At 59.3% G+C, this 16,248-nt stretch carries 13 protein-coding genes and 1 riboswitch; of the genes, 5 read left to right on the top strand and 8 right to left on the bottom strand.

Going from position 1 to position 16,248, the window contains the following annotated elements; translation table 11 throughout:
* Window position 1: 1 nt before the first annotated feature.
* Window positions 2-1,891, bottom strand: coding sequence for a phosphomethylpyrimidine synthase ThiC (gene thiC / locus PMI18_RS11465; protein WP_007902586.1), 1,890 nt, complete (start codon window positions 1,889-1,891; stop codon window positions 2-4).
* A 165-nt stretch (window positions 1,892-2,056) separates the two neighbouring features.
* Window positions 2,057-2,162, bottom strand: a riboswitch (TPP riboswitch).
* 192 nt (window positions 2,163-2,354) lie between these two features.
* Between thiC and PMI18_RS11470 the strand changes: the two genes are divergently transcribed.
* Window positions 2,355-3,794, top strand: a complete 1,440-nt coding sequence (locus PMI18_RS11470; RefSeq protein WP_007902585.1) for a TolC family outer membrane protein — start codon at window positions 2,355-2,357, stop codon at window positions 3,792-3,794.
* 160 nt (window positions 3,795-3,954) lie between these two features.
* On the opposite strand, the gene waaA is transcribed toward PMI18_RS11470, so the two are convergent.
* Complete coding sequence (gene waaA, locus PMI18_RS11475) at window positions 3,955-5,235, bottom strand: lipid IV(A) 3-deoxy-D-manno-octulosonic acid transferase (protein WP_007902584.1); 1,281 nt, start codon at window positions 5,233-5,235, stop codon at window positions 3,955-3,957.
* 22 nt (window positions 5,236-5,257) lie between these two features.
* Window positions 5,258-6,148 (bottom strand): LysR family transcriptional regulator, encoded by an 891-nt coding sequence (locus PMI18_RS11480; protein WP_007902583.1) that lies wholly within the window; start codon window positions 6,146-6,148, stop codon window positions 5,258-5,260.
* A gap of 103 nt (window positions 6,149-6,251) precedes the next feature.
* Between PMI18_RS11480 and PMI18_RS11485 the strand changes: the two genes are divergently transcribed.
* The 4 genes from PMI18_RS11485 (at window position 6,252) to PMI18_RS11500 (ending at window position 9,817) form a co-directional block, all read left to right on the top strand.
* The gene (locus tag PMI18_RS11485) at window positions 6,252-6,584 is read left to right on the top strand and encodes a DMT family transporter (protein WP_007902582.1); all 333 of its coding nucleotides are present in this window, start codon (window positions 6,252-6,254) and stop codon (window positions 6,582-6,584) included.
* A gap of 198 nt (window positions 6,585-6,782) precedes the next feature.
* Window positions 6,783-7,958, top strand: a complete 1,176-nt coding sequence (locus PMI18_RS11490) for an NAD(P)/FAD-dependent oxidoreductase (RefSeq protein WP_007902581.1) — start codon at window positions 6,783-6,785, stop codon at window positions 7,956-7,958.
* Window positions 7,955-8,770, top strand: coding sequence for an aldo/keto reductase (locus PMI18_RS11495; RefSeq protein WP_007902580.1), 816 nt, complete (start codon window positions 7,955-7,957; stop codon window positions 8,768-8,770). Before PMI18_RS11490 ends, PMI18_RS11495 begins: the two co-directional genes overlap by 4 nt.
* 81 nt (window positions 8,771-8,851) lie before the next feature.
* Complete coding sequence (locus tag PMI18_RS11500) at window positions 8,852-9,817, top strand: hypothetical protein (protein ID WP_007902579.1); 966 nt, start codon at window positions 8,852-8,854, stop codon at window positions 9,815-9,817.
* 63 nt (window positions 9,818-9,880) lie between these two features.
* On the opposite strand, the gene PMI18_RS0129630 is transcribed toward PMI18_RS11500, so the two are convergent.
* The 5 genes from PMI18_RS0129630 to msbA form a co-directional block, all read right to left on the bottom strand.
* Window positions 9,881-10,702 carry a hypothetical protein gene (locus PMI18_RS0129630; RefSeq protein ID WP_033036609.1) on the bottom strand — a complete coding sequence of 274 codons (822 nt, stop codon included), beginning with the start codon at window positions 10,700-10,702 and terminating at the stop codon, window positions 9,881-9,883.
* Between the two features lie 67 nt (window positions 10,703-10,769).
* Window positions 10,770-11,474, bottom strand: coding sequence for a hypothetical protein (locus PMI18_RS11505; protein ID WP_007902577.1), 705 nt, complete (start codon window positions 11,472-11,474; stop codon window positions 10,770-10,772).
* A gap of 3 nt (window positions 11,475-11,477) precedes the next feature.
* Window positions 11,478-12,452 (bottom strand): glycosyltransferase, encoded by a 975-nt coding sequence (locus tag PMI18_RS11510; RefSeq protein WP_007902575.1) that lies wholly within the window; start codon window positions 12,450-12,452, stop codon window positions 11,478-11,480.
* Window positions 12,453-12,572: 120 nt separating this feature from the next.
* A complete protein-coding gene (gene hldE, locus PMI18_RS11515; RefSeq protein ID WP_007902573.1) occupies window positions 12,573-13,994 on the bottom strand; it encodes a bifunctional D-glycero-beta-D-manno-heptose-7-phosphate kinase/D-glycero-beta-D-manno-heptose 1-phosphate adenylyltransferase HldE in 1,422 nt (473 codons plus the stop codon).
* Window positions 13,995-14,321: 327 nt separating this feature from the next.
* Window positions 14,322-16,124 (bottom strand): lipid A export permease/ATP-binding protein MsbA, encoded by a 1,803-nt coding sequence (gene msbA, locus PMI18_RS11520; protein WP_007902571.1) that lies wholly within the window; start codon window positions 16,122-16,124, stop codon window positions 14,322-14,324.
* Window positions 16,125-16,248 lie beyond the last annotated feature (124 nt).

The following is a 16,248-nucleotide window of genomic DNA, read 5'->3' as shown; positions in this document are numbered from 1 at the left end:
ATCAAACCTTCTTGTACAACTGACTACCTTCCTGCTTGAACCGCTCGGCCTGATCCGCCAATCCCTGGGCGACTTCGGCATCGACGGTTTCGATCCGCTGGTTGGCCGCGTATTCACGGACTTCCTGGGTGATCTTCATCGAGCAGAATTTCGGCCCGCACATGGAGCAGAAGTGCGCGACCTTGGCCGAATCCTTCGGCAGGGTTTCGTCGTGGTACGAACGCGCGGTGTCTGGGTCCAGGCCCAGGTTGAACTGGTCTTCCCAACGGAATTCGAAACGCGCCTTGCTCAAGGCATTGTCGCGAATCTGCGCGCCCGGATGCCCCTTCGCAAGGTCGGCAGCATGGGCGGCGATCTTGTAGGTGATGATCCCGGTCTTCACGTCATCCTTGTTCGGCAGGCCCAAGTGTTCCTTCGGCGTCACGTAGCAAAGCATCGCGCAACCAAACCAGCCGATCATCGCCGCACCGATACCCGAAGTAATGTGGTCGTAGCCTGGGGCGATGTCGGTGGTCAGTGGGCCGAGGGTGTAGAACGGCGCCTCGTCGCAGCATTCCAGCTGCTTATCCATGTTCTCTTTGATCAACTGCATCGGCACGTGACCCGGGCCTTCGATCATGCACTGCACGTCGTGCTTCCAGGCGATCTTGGTCAGCTCGCCGAGGGTTTCCAGCTCACCGAATTGTGCCGCGTCGTTGGCGTCGGCAATCGAGCCCGGACGCAGGCCGTCGCCCAGCGAGAAGCTGACGTCGTAGGCCTTCATGATTTCGCAGATGTCTTCGAAATGCGTGTAGAGGAAGTTTTCCTTGTGGTGCGCCAGGCACCACTTGGCCATGATCGAACCGCCACGGGAAACGATGCCGGTCACACGTTTGGCGGTCAGCGGCACATAGCGCAGCAGTACGCCGGCGTGGATGGTGAAATAGTCGACGCCCTGCTCGGCCTGTTCGATCAGCGTGTCGCGGAACAGCTCCCAGGTCAGGTCTTCAGCGGCGCCGCCGACTTTTTCCAGGGCCTGGTAGATCGGCACGGTACCGATCGGCACCGGCGAGTTACGGATGATCCATTCGCGGGTTTCGTGAATGTGCTTGCCGGTGGACAAGTCCATGACCGTGTCCGAACCCCAGCGAATGCCCCAGGTCAGTTTCGCCACTTCTTCTTCGATGGACGAACCCAGTGCGCTGTTGCCGATGTTGCCGTTGATCTTCACCAGGAAGTTACGGCCGATGATCATCGGTTCCAGTTCAGTGTGGTTGATGTTGGCCGGAATGATCGCGCGACCGCGGGCGATCTCTTCACGGACAAATTCCGGCGTGATGATTTTCGGCACGCTGGCGCCGAAGCTGTGACCGGCGTGTTGCTGGTCGAGCAAGCCTGCGGCACGGGCCACTTCAAGCTTCATGTTTTCGCGGATGGCAACGTATTCCATCTCGGCGGTAATGATGCCTTTGCGGGCGTAGTGCATCTGGCTGACGTTGGCCCCGGCCTTGGCGCGGCGCGGATTGTTGACGTGGGCGAAACGCAGTTTGGTCAATTCCGCATCGGCCAGGCGTTCCTGGCCAAAGTTGGAGCTCAAACCCGGCAGACGCTCGGTATCGCCACGGGACTCGATCCACGGTGAACGCACATCGGCCAGGCCTTTGCGCACGTCGATGATGACGTTGGGGTCGGTGTACGGGCCCGAGGTGTCATACACCACCACCGGCGCGTTGATTTCACCGCCGAAGTCGGTCGGGGTCACGTCCAGGCTGATTTCGCGCATCGGCACGAGGATGTCGGGGCGAGTGCCCTGGACATAGATTTTTTGCGAGCGGGTAAACGGCTGAACCGATTGCTGATCGACCTTGGCCGAGTCACTCAGGTTGGTTGCGATTTTTGATTTTGTAGTCATCACGGGCTCTCCAGACACACATCCAGGCAGTGGATTTTTGTCGGAGCGAACCTGTAAACGAATGGACGCACGGGCGCTGGGAAAACCAGCAGTGCTGTGCTCAGTGCTCGAGGGGTGTTCGATTGTCGAACAACATCCCGGACGAAGCACAAGAGGACTCGCCGGGTGACGAGAAATCTTGTTCCCTACGCAGGCGCTAACCTGATCAGGTTCAACGGGATCCGAAATTATTCGATCTCAGCCTCATAGCAAGGCACCCCGACAAGAACCCGGCCAGTCTAGACACAACCGGCAAAGAACGCCAACTCCGCAGCAAACACCATGATGAATGGCGCAATTGCAGGATTGTTGCCGTGCCTGCGTGCAACTACACTCGCTACGCCGTGCCGCGCCTTGACGCTGCAGGGCGCCGCGCCGTAGCCTTGGCGCTCAAATTATCAGCGTAATTTTTAGGGATGGCCTCATGCTGCGCAAACTCTCACTGGCCCTTGCCGTGTCTTGTGCGTCCAATGGAATGGCCTGGGCAGCAGAAGCGCCCTTATCGACCAAGACTGACCTGGTCAGCGTCTATCAGGAAGCGGTGGACAACAACGCCGATATCGCCGCTGCCCGCGCCCAATACGGCGCCCAGAAGGAAGTCGTGCCCCAGGCTCGCGCCGGCCTGTTGCCCAACCTGTCTGCCGGTGCCGACCTGAACAACACTCGCACCTCGCTCGACCAGCCATCGCTGACCTCGACCCGCAGCGGCACGGTGTACCAGGCGACTCTCGCGCAGCCGATTTTCCGCGCCGATCGCTGGTTCCAGTTGCAAGCCGCCAAGGACGTCAACGAACAGGCAGCCTTGCAACTCTCGGCCACCGAACAGAACCTGATTCTGCAAAGTGCCGAAAGCTACTTCAACGTGCTGCGCAGCCAGGACACCCTGGCCTCGACCAAGGCCGAAGAAGCGGCATTCAAGCGTCAACTCGACCAGTCCAACGAGCGCTTCGACGTTGGCCTGTCAGACAAGACAGACGTGCTGCAATCCCAAGCCAGTTACGACACGGCGCGGGCCAACCGGATTCTTGCTCAGCGCCAGGTGGATGACGCGTTCGAAGCGCTGATCACCCTGACCAACCGTCAGTACAACTCGATTCAGGGCATTGTCCACACCTTGCCGATCCTGCCGCCGGCACCAAACGACGCCAAGGCCTGGGTCGACACCGCCGCCAAACAGAACCTGAATTTGCTGGCCAGCAACTATGCAGTAAGCGCCGCCGAAGAAACCCTCAAGCAGCGCAAGGCCGGGCATGCGCCCACCCTGGATGCGGTCGCGCAATACAAGAAAGGTGACAACGACGCCCTCGGCTTTACCAACCCGAACCCGAACGGCGTGCGTTACGGTGGCGATGTCGAGCAGCGCACGGTTGGCCTGCAATTGAGCATCCCGCTCTACAGCGGCGGGCTGACCAGCTCGCAGGTGCGTGAGTCCTATTCGCTGCTGACTCAGACCGAACAACAACGCGAAGCCCTGCGTCGTCAGGTCGTGGAGAACACCCGCAACCTGCACCGCGCCGTGAACACCGACGTCGAGCAGGTGCAGGCCCGCCGGCAGTCGATCATCTCCAACCAGAGCGCGGTGGAAGCGACCGAAATCGGTTATCAGGTGGGGACGCGCAACATCGTCGACGTACTCGATGCCCAACGTCAGCTGTACACCTCGGTGCGCAACTACAACAATACCCGCTACGACTACATCCTCGACAACCTGCGCTTGAAGCAGGCCGCCGGCACGTTGAACCCGGGGGATTTGCAGGACCTGACGCGTTACCTCAAAGCCGACTACAACCCGGACAAGGACTTCCTGCCGCCGGATCTGGCCAAGGCTGCGGCGGAGCAGTTACGGGCTAATCCCGCCCAATAAAAGAAAACTCTGTGGCGAGGGAGCTTGCTCCCGCTGGGCTGCGAAGCGGCCCCAAACCCTGAGCATGCGGTCTGTCTGGTAGACCACATCGGCTGATTCCACGACTGCTTCGCAGCCGAGCGGGAGCAAGCTCCCTCGCCACAAAGGAGCAGTGACAAATTCAGGACTTGTCGATCAACCGCCCCAACCCATCCAGCAACCGCTGCAACGCGCCCTGATTGGTGCGCATCACTTTCAGCCCCGCCTCTGCCATCCGCTGCGCATCGCTCGGCAATTCGAACAGCCGCTGCACCGCCAGCGCCAGACCTTCGGCATCATCGACCTCGGCCAACGCCCCGGCGCTGCGCAACTGCGCGGCGATTTCGAGGAAGTTGAACAGGTGCGGCCCGCTGAGCACCGGTTTGGCCAATGCCGCCGGCTCCAGCAGATTATGGCCGCCGTTCGGCACCAGGCTGCCACCGACGAACGCGCTGTCGGCCAACGCATAGAGAAACAGCAACTCGCCCATGGTGTCGCCCAACAGCACCGAAGTGCCTGCGGTAACCGGCTCGCCCGTCGAACGCCGCACCGTGGCGAAACCCTGCTGCCGGCACAATTCGAACACTGGGTTGAAACGCTCCGGATGGCGCGGCACCAGAATCAGCAAGGCATCAGGATGATTGGCCAACAGACGACGATGAGCGGCCAGCACCACTTCGTCTTCGCCTTCATGGGTACTCGCGGCGATCCACACCGGGCGCTCCTGTGCCTGCCACTGCGCACGCAACTCGGCGGCACGTTGCAGCAGTTGCGGGTCGATGGTCAGGTCGAACTTGATCGAACCGGTCACTTCGACGGTTTCCGGGCGCGCGCCCAAATCCCGGAAGCGCTGCGCCTCGGCTTCGGTCTGCACCGCGAACAGGCTCATCTCGGCGAGCATCGGCCCGGTCAGTTTATGGAAGCGGCCATAGCCTTTGGCCGAACGCTCGGACAGTCGTGCATTGGCCAGCGCCACGGGAATCCCGCGCTTGGCGCATTGGTGGATATGGTTGGGCCAGAGCTCGGTTTCCATGATTACCGCCAGTTTCGGCCGGGCCCGATCAAGGAATCGCTTGGCTGCGCAAGGCAAGTCGTAAGGCAGATAGCAGTGCTGAATGCGCGGCTCGTTGGCGAACAGTGCCTGGATGCGCTCGGACCCGGTCGGCGTCATGCAGGTCACGGTGATCGGCAGCGTCGGGTAGCGTTGCAACAAGGCGCGGATCATCGGCGCCGCGGCGATGCTTTCGCCCACCGACACCGCGTGCACCCAGAGGCCGTCCGGTTTCATCGCCGGCAGCGCGAGGGAGAACCGCTCGCCAATGCGCTTGGCGTACGCCGGCGCCTTGCGCGCCCGTAGCCAAAGCCGAATCGCTACCAATGGCAGCCCCAGGTAAAACAGCGCGGTGTAGAGAGTTCTATTCATGGCGGCGGAGTTTATCGGTTTTTTAGCCGATCGCCTGCAAGTGCACGGCAAAACGTTCAGCCAGCCAACGGGCCGCCGGGCCGAGGGGCTCATCGCGACGCCAGACCAGTTCGACAATCAAGGCCGGCGGCGTCCATTCACTGGCCAGTTCGACCATCTGATTCTGATACGCCGGGTACTGCACCACATGTCGCGGCAACCAGGCCCAACCAAGGCCGCGCATCACCCATTCAGCCATCACATAGAAACTGTCGGCGCGCCAGACCTGCGGGCTGGCGGGCTCGCTGCCGGGATAGACGCTGGATTGCGTGGACATCAGCAACTGTCGATGCTGCGCCATTTGCTGGCAATCGACGTGCGCCTGCTTCGCCATGGGATGCCCCACACCGCACACCGTCACCATTTCGACGCTACCCAGCACCCGCCGCTCTAGGGCTTCGGGAATTTGCTCGTGATAAAACAGCAAGCCCAGATCGGCCCGGCGCTCCACCAATTTGCGCGCGACATCCCCCTGGGCGGCACTGGTCAGTTGCACTTCGAGGCTGGGAAACTTTTCTGCCAGAGCCTCGAAGCTTTCAACCACTGCTTGATAGGGCATCGCCTCATCCTGAGCCACACGCAGGCTCGCTTCCTGGCCGCGCATCATCGCCAGTGCCCGACCATTGAGGCGTTCACATTGGCGCAGCACTTCTCGCGCCTCTTCAAGCAGCGCGGTGCCGGCCTCGGTGAGTTTCGGCTGACGACCACTGCTGCGATCGAACAGACTGACGCCCAGGTCCTCTTCCAGCAGCGCAATCGAACTGCTGACCGCCGACTGTGCCTTGCGCTGATCCCGCGCCACCGCGGAGAACGAACGCTGTTCCGCGACACTGACAAACAAGCGCAGCTGTTCCAGATTCCATTGCATGTTCATGGCTCAACCCATCTCCAGATCAGATAGGTAATGACTTTACCGCATCTGGCGAATCTCTAGAATGCCGACCTCAGAGAGCAACACTTCATACGAGGATCGACCCATGACCGCCTACTACTACCTGGCCATCGCCATCTGCGCCGAAGTGATCGCCACCGTTTCGATGAAAGCGGTCAAAGGTATCAGCACGCCACTGCCGCTGCTGTTGGTCATCGTCGGTTACGGTATTGCTTTCTGGATGCTGACCCTGGTGGTGCGCAGTGTTCCGGTGGGCGTGGCCTACGCGGTGTGGGCCGGCATGGGCATCGTGATGGTCAGCGTCGCGGCGCTGTTTATCTATGGGCAGAAGCTGGATGTGCCGGCGATGCTGGGGATGGCGCTCATCGTATTGGGTGTCGTAGTCATCCAGCTCTTCTCCAAAACCGCCGGGCATTAAAACCCGAAGTGCGATCCATTGTAGGAGCGGGCTTGCTCGCGAAGAGGGGCTGTCAGTCAACATCTTTGTTGCCTGACACACCGCTTTCGCAAGCAAGCCCGCTCCCACAGGTTTTGCATCCATCCGATTGATCACCAACAATCCCCTTTTCTTCGAGTCTGTATACTGCGCCCTCGTCTTGAACACTGAGGTCGCTGCATGCCATCCGTTATTTCCACCGACGTTCTGATTGTCGGCGCTGGTGTCGCCGGCCTCTGGCTGAATGCGCGCCTGCGCCGCCAGGGCTTTTCGACCGTGCTGGTGGAAAGCGCCAGCCTCGGTGGCGGGCAGAGCGTGAAGTCCCAGGGGATCATCCACGGCGGCGCCAAGTACGCGTTGCACGGCGCCCTGACCGGCGCCTCGGAAGCCATTGCCGATATGCCGCGTCGCTGGCGTGAAGCGCTGGCCGGCGACGGCGAGCTGGATCTGTCCGGCGTGCGTCTGCTGTCCGAAGCCCATTACCTCTGGTCCCCCGGCACCCTCGCCGGCAACCTCACCAGTTTCTTTGCCAGCAAAGCCGTGCGCGGGCGGGTCGATCAGGTCAAGGGCGAGCAGCTACCACCAGCCCTGCAAGACAAGCGTTTCAAGGGCAAGGTCTATCGCCTGGCGGAATTGGTGGTTGACGTGCCAAGCCTGATCCAGCGCCTGGCCGATTTGGCCGGTGACGGTCTACTGGCCGGCCAGCACATCGAACCGCTGCTGGAAAACGGCGAACTGATCGGTTTGAAAGTCGACGAACGCGAGATTCGCGCCCAGCGCATCGTCCTCAGCGCCGGGGCCGGCACCGCCGATCTGCTCACGGCGCTGGGCCTGAGTCAGCCGGCCATGCAGCGCCGCCCCCTGCACATGATCATCGTCAAAGGCCCGGGCCTCAAACCGCTGTACGCCCATTGCCTGGGCGGCGGGCCGAAGCCGCGCATCACCGTGACCACCCACCCGGCCGCTGATGGCCAATGGGTCTGGTACCTGGGAGGCGACATCGCCGAAGCCGAAGGCGTGGCCCGCGATCCTGCAGCGCAGATAGCCACCGCGCAAAAAGAACTCGGCAATCTCCTGCCATGGATCGACCTCAGCACCGCGCAGTGGGCGACCTTGCGGGTCGAGCGCGCCGAGCCGCTGCAATCAGGCCTGACCCGCCCGGACAATGCCTTCCTCGCCGAGCAAGATCGCCTGCTGGTGGGTTGGCCGACCAAACTGGCCCTGGCGCCGGACTTCGCTGACCGGGTCCTCGCCGCACTGCAACGCGACGGCATCCAGCCGAGCCATCCGGCACCACTGCCGGAACTGCCGAAACCGCCGATGGGCGTCCCTGCCTGGGAGCAACTGCTGCCATGAGTCAACCAACCCTGCACGATCTGCATCGCCCTTTGGGCAGCACCGGCCTGCTGGTTTCGCCCCTGGGCCTGGGCACGGTGAAACTTGGCCGCGATCAAGGGGTGAAATACCCCAACGGCTTCCAGATCCCCGGCGATGACGAAGCGCGCATGCTGCTCAAACTCGCGCGCGACCTGGGCATCAACCTGATCGACACCGCGCCGGCCTATGGCCGCAGCGAAGAGCGTCTTGGCCCGTTGCTGCGGGGTCAACGTCAGGACTGGGTGATCGTCAGCAAGGTTGGCGAAGAATTTGCCGACGGCCAGTCGCACCACGACTTCAGCGCCGCCCATACGCGCCTCTCGGTGGAACGCAGCCTGCAACGGCTGGAAACGGATGTTATCGATCTGGTGCTGGTGCATTCCGACGGCAACGACCTGGCGATCCTCAATGACAGCGAGGTCTATGCGACCCTTGCCGAACTCAAGCGCGAAGGCAAAATTCGCGGTTTCGGTTTTTCCGGCAAAACCGTCGAAGGCGGCTTGAAGGCTCTGGAACAAGGTGATTGCGCGATGGTCACCTACAATCTGAACGAACAGAACGAGAAGCCAGTCATTGACTATGCTGCTGCTCACGGCAAAGCGATCCTGGTCAAAAAAGCCTTGGCCAGCGGCCACGTTTGCTTGAGCCCGGGCGTGGACCCGGTACGCGCCAGCTTCGAGTTGTTGTTTGAACACCCGGGTGTGGCCAGTGCCATTGTCGGGACCATCAATCCGCTGCACCTCGCCCACAACGTTGCGACCGTTGCGCAGGTCCTTCGTAGGGTCTGTTGACGTTTGGTGACGACCGCGACGCCAAACGTCAACAGACCCTAGCCATTGACGCCGCCCACGCGGCCTTAAGCAGGAGCCGACATGCCGCGTACGCTGATAAGAAAGAACCCGAGCAACTTCAAGACCCTGCCGTTATTCGTCGAAGCGACACCCGAAGGCCTGAGTTACCAGAGCGTCGGGATGCCGTTGAATTTCTCCCAGACTTTGCAACGTCGCCGCCCGGTGACGGTGCCCGACAGCGAGCGGTTTGCCCTGGAACTGGCGAACCTTGGGGTTTCGGTACGCCTGACCCTGCATTGGCAGAATCGCGATTACTGGGTGTTGGTGCGTCAGCGTCGGCAGGACCGCGGCGATGTGGTGCTCAAACTGATCTCGGGTTACGTACCGGCCCATGAACTGACCCTGCCACTGCACACGGCGACCCAGGAAATCGCCGAAGAGTGCCTGTTGGAAACCCCGGAAGGCTGGCTCAGCGGGCGTTTCAACGACACCTGGCTGCCCGCGCCCTACTCGTCCGCCCTGCATTACCGCGAAGCCCTGCCGTTTCGCCTGACACCGCTGTCCGGCTCGGCGCGGCCGGTGCGCTGCGCCAACATGCCGCTGATCGAGCGCCCGCGGGCCTATGTGCATTTGCCGACCGCGTCGCTGCAATTGATCTATGACTTGCGCCTGGACGTGCCCAAGGAAGCCAAATCCCTGAGCCTGTTCCATGTGGACGAACGGCTGGAGGGCGATCAATTGGTGGCCCGGCTCGATCGCAAACGTCCCGATTTGTATCTGATGCCACTTGAAGATGGGGTGCCCCTTCCCGAGCTGTATACGCTCAAGCGCGATAAGCTTTTACCGGCCAGTACCCGTGGACTGTATCTGGCAGAGAGCTTTGCCATCCAAGAAGGCTGGGTAGTGCGCGAAGAACGCATTCGCTGGAAGGACTGGATTGCACAACAAGGGGTGGGGGTACCGAAAGCCCGGCAACAAGGGTTGAAACAACTGAGCGTCAAGGCTCTGCGACTGGTGAGGCTGGTGCAGGGAACACTGCGTAAATAATTGTGAAGTTGTCGTGGACGCCAGTGCGATTCTTACAGTGGAGGTACGTTCCAAAACCACCTCTCACGGGGCTTCCGTCTTGTCCGATCGTTGCCTGTCCATGAACGTGCGAAACTGCGCAAACAGATGAAAGTAGCGATTCTCGCGCTTGCCCATACCCCGCTTGGGAGAGAACGACTCATCAGCAAATGCACCCGTGATACGAACACGGGACGCCTTGGTATCCATGGTGCAGATCCTGGCGCCTGCCTGTTGCAGAACGTATTTGAGCAGCCGTTCGGAATGTAACTTCCTTCCTGTCGCTTTACAGAAGTCGAAGATGTGCTCAATCCTTTTCCCATAAGCCATGTAGGTATCCCGTCCACAAATGGCAAAACGATCGTTCAATCCTCCCCACCACTGCCAATCAGGGATGTAAGTATTCAACCGCCTGGCATTGGGGTGCTTGAACACATAAGTGGGAAGCGGAGTGTGATAGAAATTATCCGGTCGCACGAATACTACGAAATCAGGATTGAAGGACTCCATCATGGCGGTGACGGTGTGCAGCGAATTCAGCTGATAGATCAGGTTGCGAAGTGATGCGTGCTCATCAGCCCACGTATCGCCGAGTGCTTTTACTTGTTCAAAATTCCAATGTTCCAGAACACCTTCCGTTGAGGTGAGTCGGCCGGTCATAGACTCAAAGACCTCATAGTTGTCCGCTGTCAGCTCCCCTCTCTCACCTGAACGTGCGTTCTGGATTTCGTCGATTTTATAGAGATGATAAAAGCACTTTACGTTGCTGTTCGAAGGCAGCTGCGCAAGAACATTTTCTTGAATGGAGGGAAAGCAGATTTCCGAATTTCTTGGAATACCAAAAAAAGCCACCGCAATATTTAACACTCGACAACACCCCTGAAAAAACCGAGCCTTTTCGGCGCTCTAGTAGCGACCAGTCACAAACCATGATTTATTTGCGACGAAGCAATACTTGCCACCAACTACGAGGCTGCAGAGGTACGACGATGACGTCCGACTTCTGCAACCAGTCCCGCTCATAGTCCCAGGCATGCCCGCCCCAGAGTTTTCCCGCTTCGTTGGAAAAACCTAATGTCATCAGTTGGTAGGTATAACCGGCGTGACTGCGCAGCCAATCGAACAGCACCAGCGCGTTGAAACCAGTGGACGGTCCAACATAACGTTTACCTCCTGGTCGATCGACCGGATAGTTCCACAATGCCGGTAACGGTATACGCTCCCAATAAAGAGCCACTCGCGGCAAAGGACACATTGCCTCCGTGCTTCCCACCAGCATCGTAAAACAACGCCCGCCAGCGTTTTCAAAAAAGCGCTGTACTTCAGGCCCATAGGGGAGGCCGAAAAAGTACGCGTCCGGCGCATTGAAACCATGCACGAATACATTGACGCTCTGCGGGCAAAGCAGTCCCGATTTAATACAGGTGTTGAAGCTGACCACTACGTCATCAATGCCTATATTCAACGCTTGAAAATCGGTCGACGTGATAGCCGGATTATTGGCTATAAGCACAACACGAGCGGCCTTGCGCAAGCACTCTTTCAGCTCCTCGGGCAGTCCATCCATAACAGACTGGTGCCCACCAGGCATCGTATCCAGTGCTACTTGCTCAGCGGCTTGAGGCTTTTGATATTCCATCATCTACTCCGGAACCTTCAGCCCGTGGCGTACCTTCACCCACAGGCGAGTGAGCGATGAAGGTGGTTGCCAAGGACGCATTTTACGCTGTATCTCGGTGGCCAGCGTACGCCCCACCCGGGCAAAGGAATACTGGTTCTGCGCGAATGCCTGTCCGTTACTGGCGATACGGGCCGTCAGCAAAGGATCACTTTGCAATAGCTCGAGTTTTTCCACAGCTTCATCTTCGGAACGATAGAACACCGTGTTGTGCATATCCCGAAAGCCCAGCAACTCGTCTTCTTCGCCCTGGCTCCAGGCCAACAGTACACAGCCACACGCCATCGCTTCAAAGTTCTTGATCATGAATTCGTTCATGCCGATATCGGCACTGACAAAAATCTTGATGCGATTGAGCATTTCCAGGTATTCGGTGCCTGACTTGGTGCGGGTGACCAGCATGCCAGTGCGCTGAGAAAGCGCTTCAAGGAGTGCCTTGCGTTGCGCATACTCGGTACTTTTCAGACTGCCCAGAAAAGCGATCGGAATGTCTCGAACACCGTCCATGTTATGCAGCATCTGTTCGTCATATCCTTTTGAAACGAACACTGCATCAATATTTTCAGCTTGCAACCGACGCGCAACAATAGCTCCAGAAACCAGTACGCGAGCACTTGGGAGACGGCTGTACAGGCGCGAATATACCCGTAGGTATTTACTCTCGGGCATGTAGTTCTGATAGGCGTCATGCTCGAGGAAAATCAGACCGGGAATACATTTTAGAACACTGAGCTGCGGGGCAAGACGCTTGACTCTGGAGAAAATCACGACCCGATCGAAGTTCTGATAATTGACCGAGGCGAGAAACGGACCAAGTTTCATCTGCTGTTTTTTGCTCAGACGATAGACGACACACTCATCGCAGTTCTGCTGCACGATCTCATACAGCCGATCCAGAATGACTCGTTGTTCGTCCATCACCAGAAGCATGACTTTCATACATTCATTACCGAGACAAAAGCAGCTAAGCGCGGGTTCGTACCCGCCGACATCAACAGGAACGGTTATACCCGCAGGGTAAAACCGCCCATATACCGCACAAAACGGAAGACGTCCACTTCAATGGTTGCGGATCTTCTCGACAATCGCTGTGGTCGAGCTGTTTTCCACCAACCCCAGCACTTTCACTGTCCCGCCATAAGCGGTGACGATGTCCGCCCCGACTACTTGCTCGATGCCATAGTCCCCCCCCTTGACCAGTACGTCCGGCTTGACCTCGCGCAACAGGTTTTCCGGTGTGCCTTCAGGAAAGCTGATCACCCAATCCACCGCGCCCAGACCGGCCAGTACAGCCATGCGACGGTCGACGCTGTTGATCGGCCGACCCGGCCCTTTCAAGCGGCTCACCGACGCATCGTCGTTGACCGCCACGATCAGACGATCGCCTTGGGCACGCGCCTGTTCGAGGTAGGTCACGTGGCCGGCATGCAGGATGTCGAAGCAGCCATTGGTGAACACAATCTTCTCGTTGTGTGCACGTGCGTCGTCGACTGCCAGCAACAGCTGCTCCAGCCCCAACACACCACGCTCGGAACCTTCTTCACGCTGAATTGCACGACGCAATTCCGGGGCACTGATGGCCGCGGTGCCAAGCTTGCCGACGACGATGCCCGCCGCCAGGTTGGCCAGGGCCACCGCGTGGGGCAGTTCTTCGCCAGCGGCGATCGCCGCTGCCAGGGTAGAAATCACCGTGTCACCGGCGCCAGTCACGTCGAACACTTCGCGGGCACGAGCTGGCAGGTGCAGCGCCGGATGATCCGGGCGCAGCAAGGTCATGCCGTGCTCGCCACGGGTCACCAGCAAGGCGCCGAGGTCAAGGTCGTGCATCAGCTGCGCGCCCTTGCTCACCAGCTCGTGTTCATCGGCGCAACCACCAACGATGGTTTCGAATTCACTGAGGTTCGGGGTGATCAGGCTCGCGCCGCGGTAGATCGAGAAATCCTTGCCCTTGGGATCGGCCAGCACTGGAATCCCACGGGCACGGGCGGCCTGGATCAGCACCTGATGGTTTTTCAGCGCGCCTTTGCCATAGTCGGACAGCACCAGCACCTTGATGCCTTCGAGCAATTCGTCGACTTGCTCGCCCAGCGCCAGGGCGTCGGTTGCGAAAGGTTCTTCAAAGTCGATACGCAGCAATTGCTGGTGGCGGCTCATCACCCGCAGCTTGACGATGGTTGGCTGGTGCGCGATGCGCTGGAACAACGCTCGCACGCCGGCGCCCTTGAGGCTATTGACCAGGCTGTCGGCAGCCTCGTCGTCGCCGGTCACGCCGACCAGCGAGGCCGGCGCACCGAGAGCGGCAATGTTCAGGGCAACGTTGGCGGCACCGCCCGGGCGGTCCTCGATTTGCTCGACTTTGACTACCGGTACCGGTGCCTCAGGGGAAATCCGTGAGGTACCACCATGCCAGTAACGGTCGAGCATGACATCGCCGACCACCAAGACAGGGGCTTGATCGAATCGCGGCATGGACAACTTCATGGAGCAACCCACATACAAAATGAACAGGGGCGCGATATTAGCACAGGGTTGGCGCTGGCTAGCGCGACGGCTGCAACCGGATGAATTGGCAAGAGGCTCTGCTCATTTATTGAGCAGAAATACCGATAGCCGCCGACAGCGTCCGCACGTTGCAGATCCTGATGTCGATCCCGCCCGGTCAGCGACGCTTCAGTTGAGCGAACCTTAAACAAGCGCGTTGTCGAGATTTATTTCGGCATGGTCAAAGCGTAAAGGGCTGATTACAAGCACCGGGACGCGTTGCACGCCGGTGAACGCGAGGGTGAGCCGGGCTCACCCTCGCAACGGTCAGGCGATATCTTCAGCCGGGGCGTCGAGGCCCATGGCGTTCAGGCGGGCGTAGTAACCGTTCTGCGCCAAAAGTTCTGCATGGGTGCCGCGCTCCACAATACGGCCCTGATCCATGACCAGAATCAGGTCAGCTTTCTCGATGGTCGACAGACGGTGAGCGATGACTAGAGTGGTCCGGCCTTTCATGACCTGATCCAGTGCGGCCTGAATATGCCGCTCGGATTCGGTATCGAGGGCAGAAGTGGCTTCGTCGAGGATCAGCAACGGAGCATTTTTCAGCAGGGCCCGGGCAATCGCCAGACGCTGGCGCTGACCACCGGACAACAACACACCGTTCTCACCGACCTGAGTGTCCAGCCCTTCGGGCAACTGCGCGATGAAGTCCATCGCGTAGGCGTCTTTTGCCGCTTTCTCGATGTCTTCACGGGGTGCACCGGCCAGATCGCCATACGCAATATTGTTGGCCACAGTGTCGCTGAACAGCGTCACATGCTGGGTCACCTGAGCAATGTGCTTGCGCAGATTCAGCAGTTTGTACTGTTCCACTTCAACGCCATCGATCAGGATCTCGCCCTTGTCGTGGTGATAGAAGCGTGGAATCAGGTTGGCCAGGGTCGACTTGCCACTGCCCGAACGCCCCACCAACGCCACCATTTGCCCCGGTTCTACCGTGAAACTGATGTCATCGAGTACCTGCCGCTCGGTGCCCGGGTAGGTGAAGCTCAGGTGGCGCACATCCAGCCGACCGCTGACGGCCTCGCGCTCGACGGTGCCTTTATCGAGTTCGGGTTCGACGTCCAGTTGCTCGAAGATACTCTCGGCGCCGGCGACACCTTTCTGAATGGTCGAACTGACTTCGGACAATTGGCGGATCGGCTTGGGTAACAGGCCCGCCAGGGTGATGTAGGCCACCATGTCACCGGCGGACGCATCACCGCGCAGGAACAGCACCAGGAACATCAGGACCGCCATGGCGCTGTAAATCACCAGTTGCAACAGCGGCGTATAGATGGCGCCCGTACGGGTCATGCGCAGTTGCTTGTCGGTATTGCCCTGGCTGGCGTTGAAGAAGCGCTTCTGTTCGTAGACTTCGCCGCCGAAGCTGCGCACCACGCGATAGCCCTGGATGGTTTCCGAAGCCACGTGGGTCACGTCACCCATGGCTGCCTGGATCTTCTTGCTCTGTTTGCGGAATTTCTTGCTGGCGGTACGCACCATCAAGGCGATCAACGGCAGGATCGCAACCATGACCAGTGTCAGGCGCCAGTTCATGAACAGCAGCGAGGCGAACAGGAAGATCACCGTCATGCCTTCTCGGATTACGACCTTGATCGCATCTGTAGCCGCCCCCGTGACCATGGTCACGTTGAAGGTGATGCGCGAAATCAGATGACCCGAGTTATGCTTATCGAAGTAGCGGTTGGGCAAGACCAGCAGGTTGTTGAACAACTGCACCCGCAAGTCGTGAACCAGCCCGAGGGAAACCTTGGCGAGGAAGTAGTTGCCCAGATAAGATCCCAGCCCCTGCCACGCGGCAATCAGAATGATCAGCAAGGGCACCGCCTGCAGCAGTTGCAGGTCACGCAGGTACGGCACGCTTGGAAACAGCACAGCTTCAGGGTTGGACAACCCGTCGACGAAGTACTTGAGGATGTAGCCGAGCATAGGCTGAGTCGAAGCGAAAATCAGAAAGCCGACAATGCTGATCAGGAACAGACTGATGTACGGCCGGACATAGCCGAGCAGGCGGAAGTAGATTTTCAAGCTCGATGGGCTTGCAGCGAGACTGGAGTCGGTCATATCACGCGAATGTCGATAAAAAGGACGCTGACTTTAGCACAGCTTCTTCAGGGTTCTGGCAATCGCATAAAGGCTGTTATTGTTAGGCGTCATATTCAGCATCAAATAGCCATCACCCCCGAGA

Origin of the sequence: Pseudomonas sp. GM102 (genome assembly GCF_000282555.1) — a bacterium.
GTDB lineage: Bacteria > Pseudomonadota > Gammaproteobacteria > Pseudomonadales > Pseudomonadaceae > Aquipseudomonas.
Note: the sequence above shows the minus strand (reverse complement) of the source record. Positions and strands in the feature narration are given on the sequence as shown.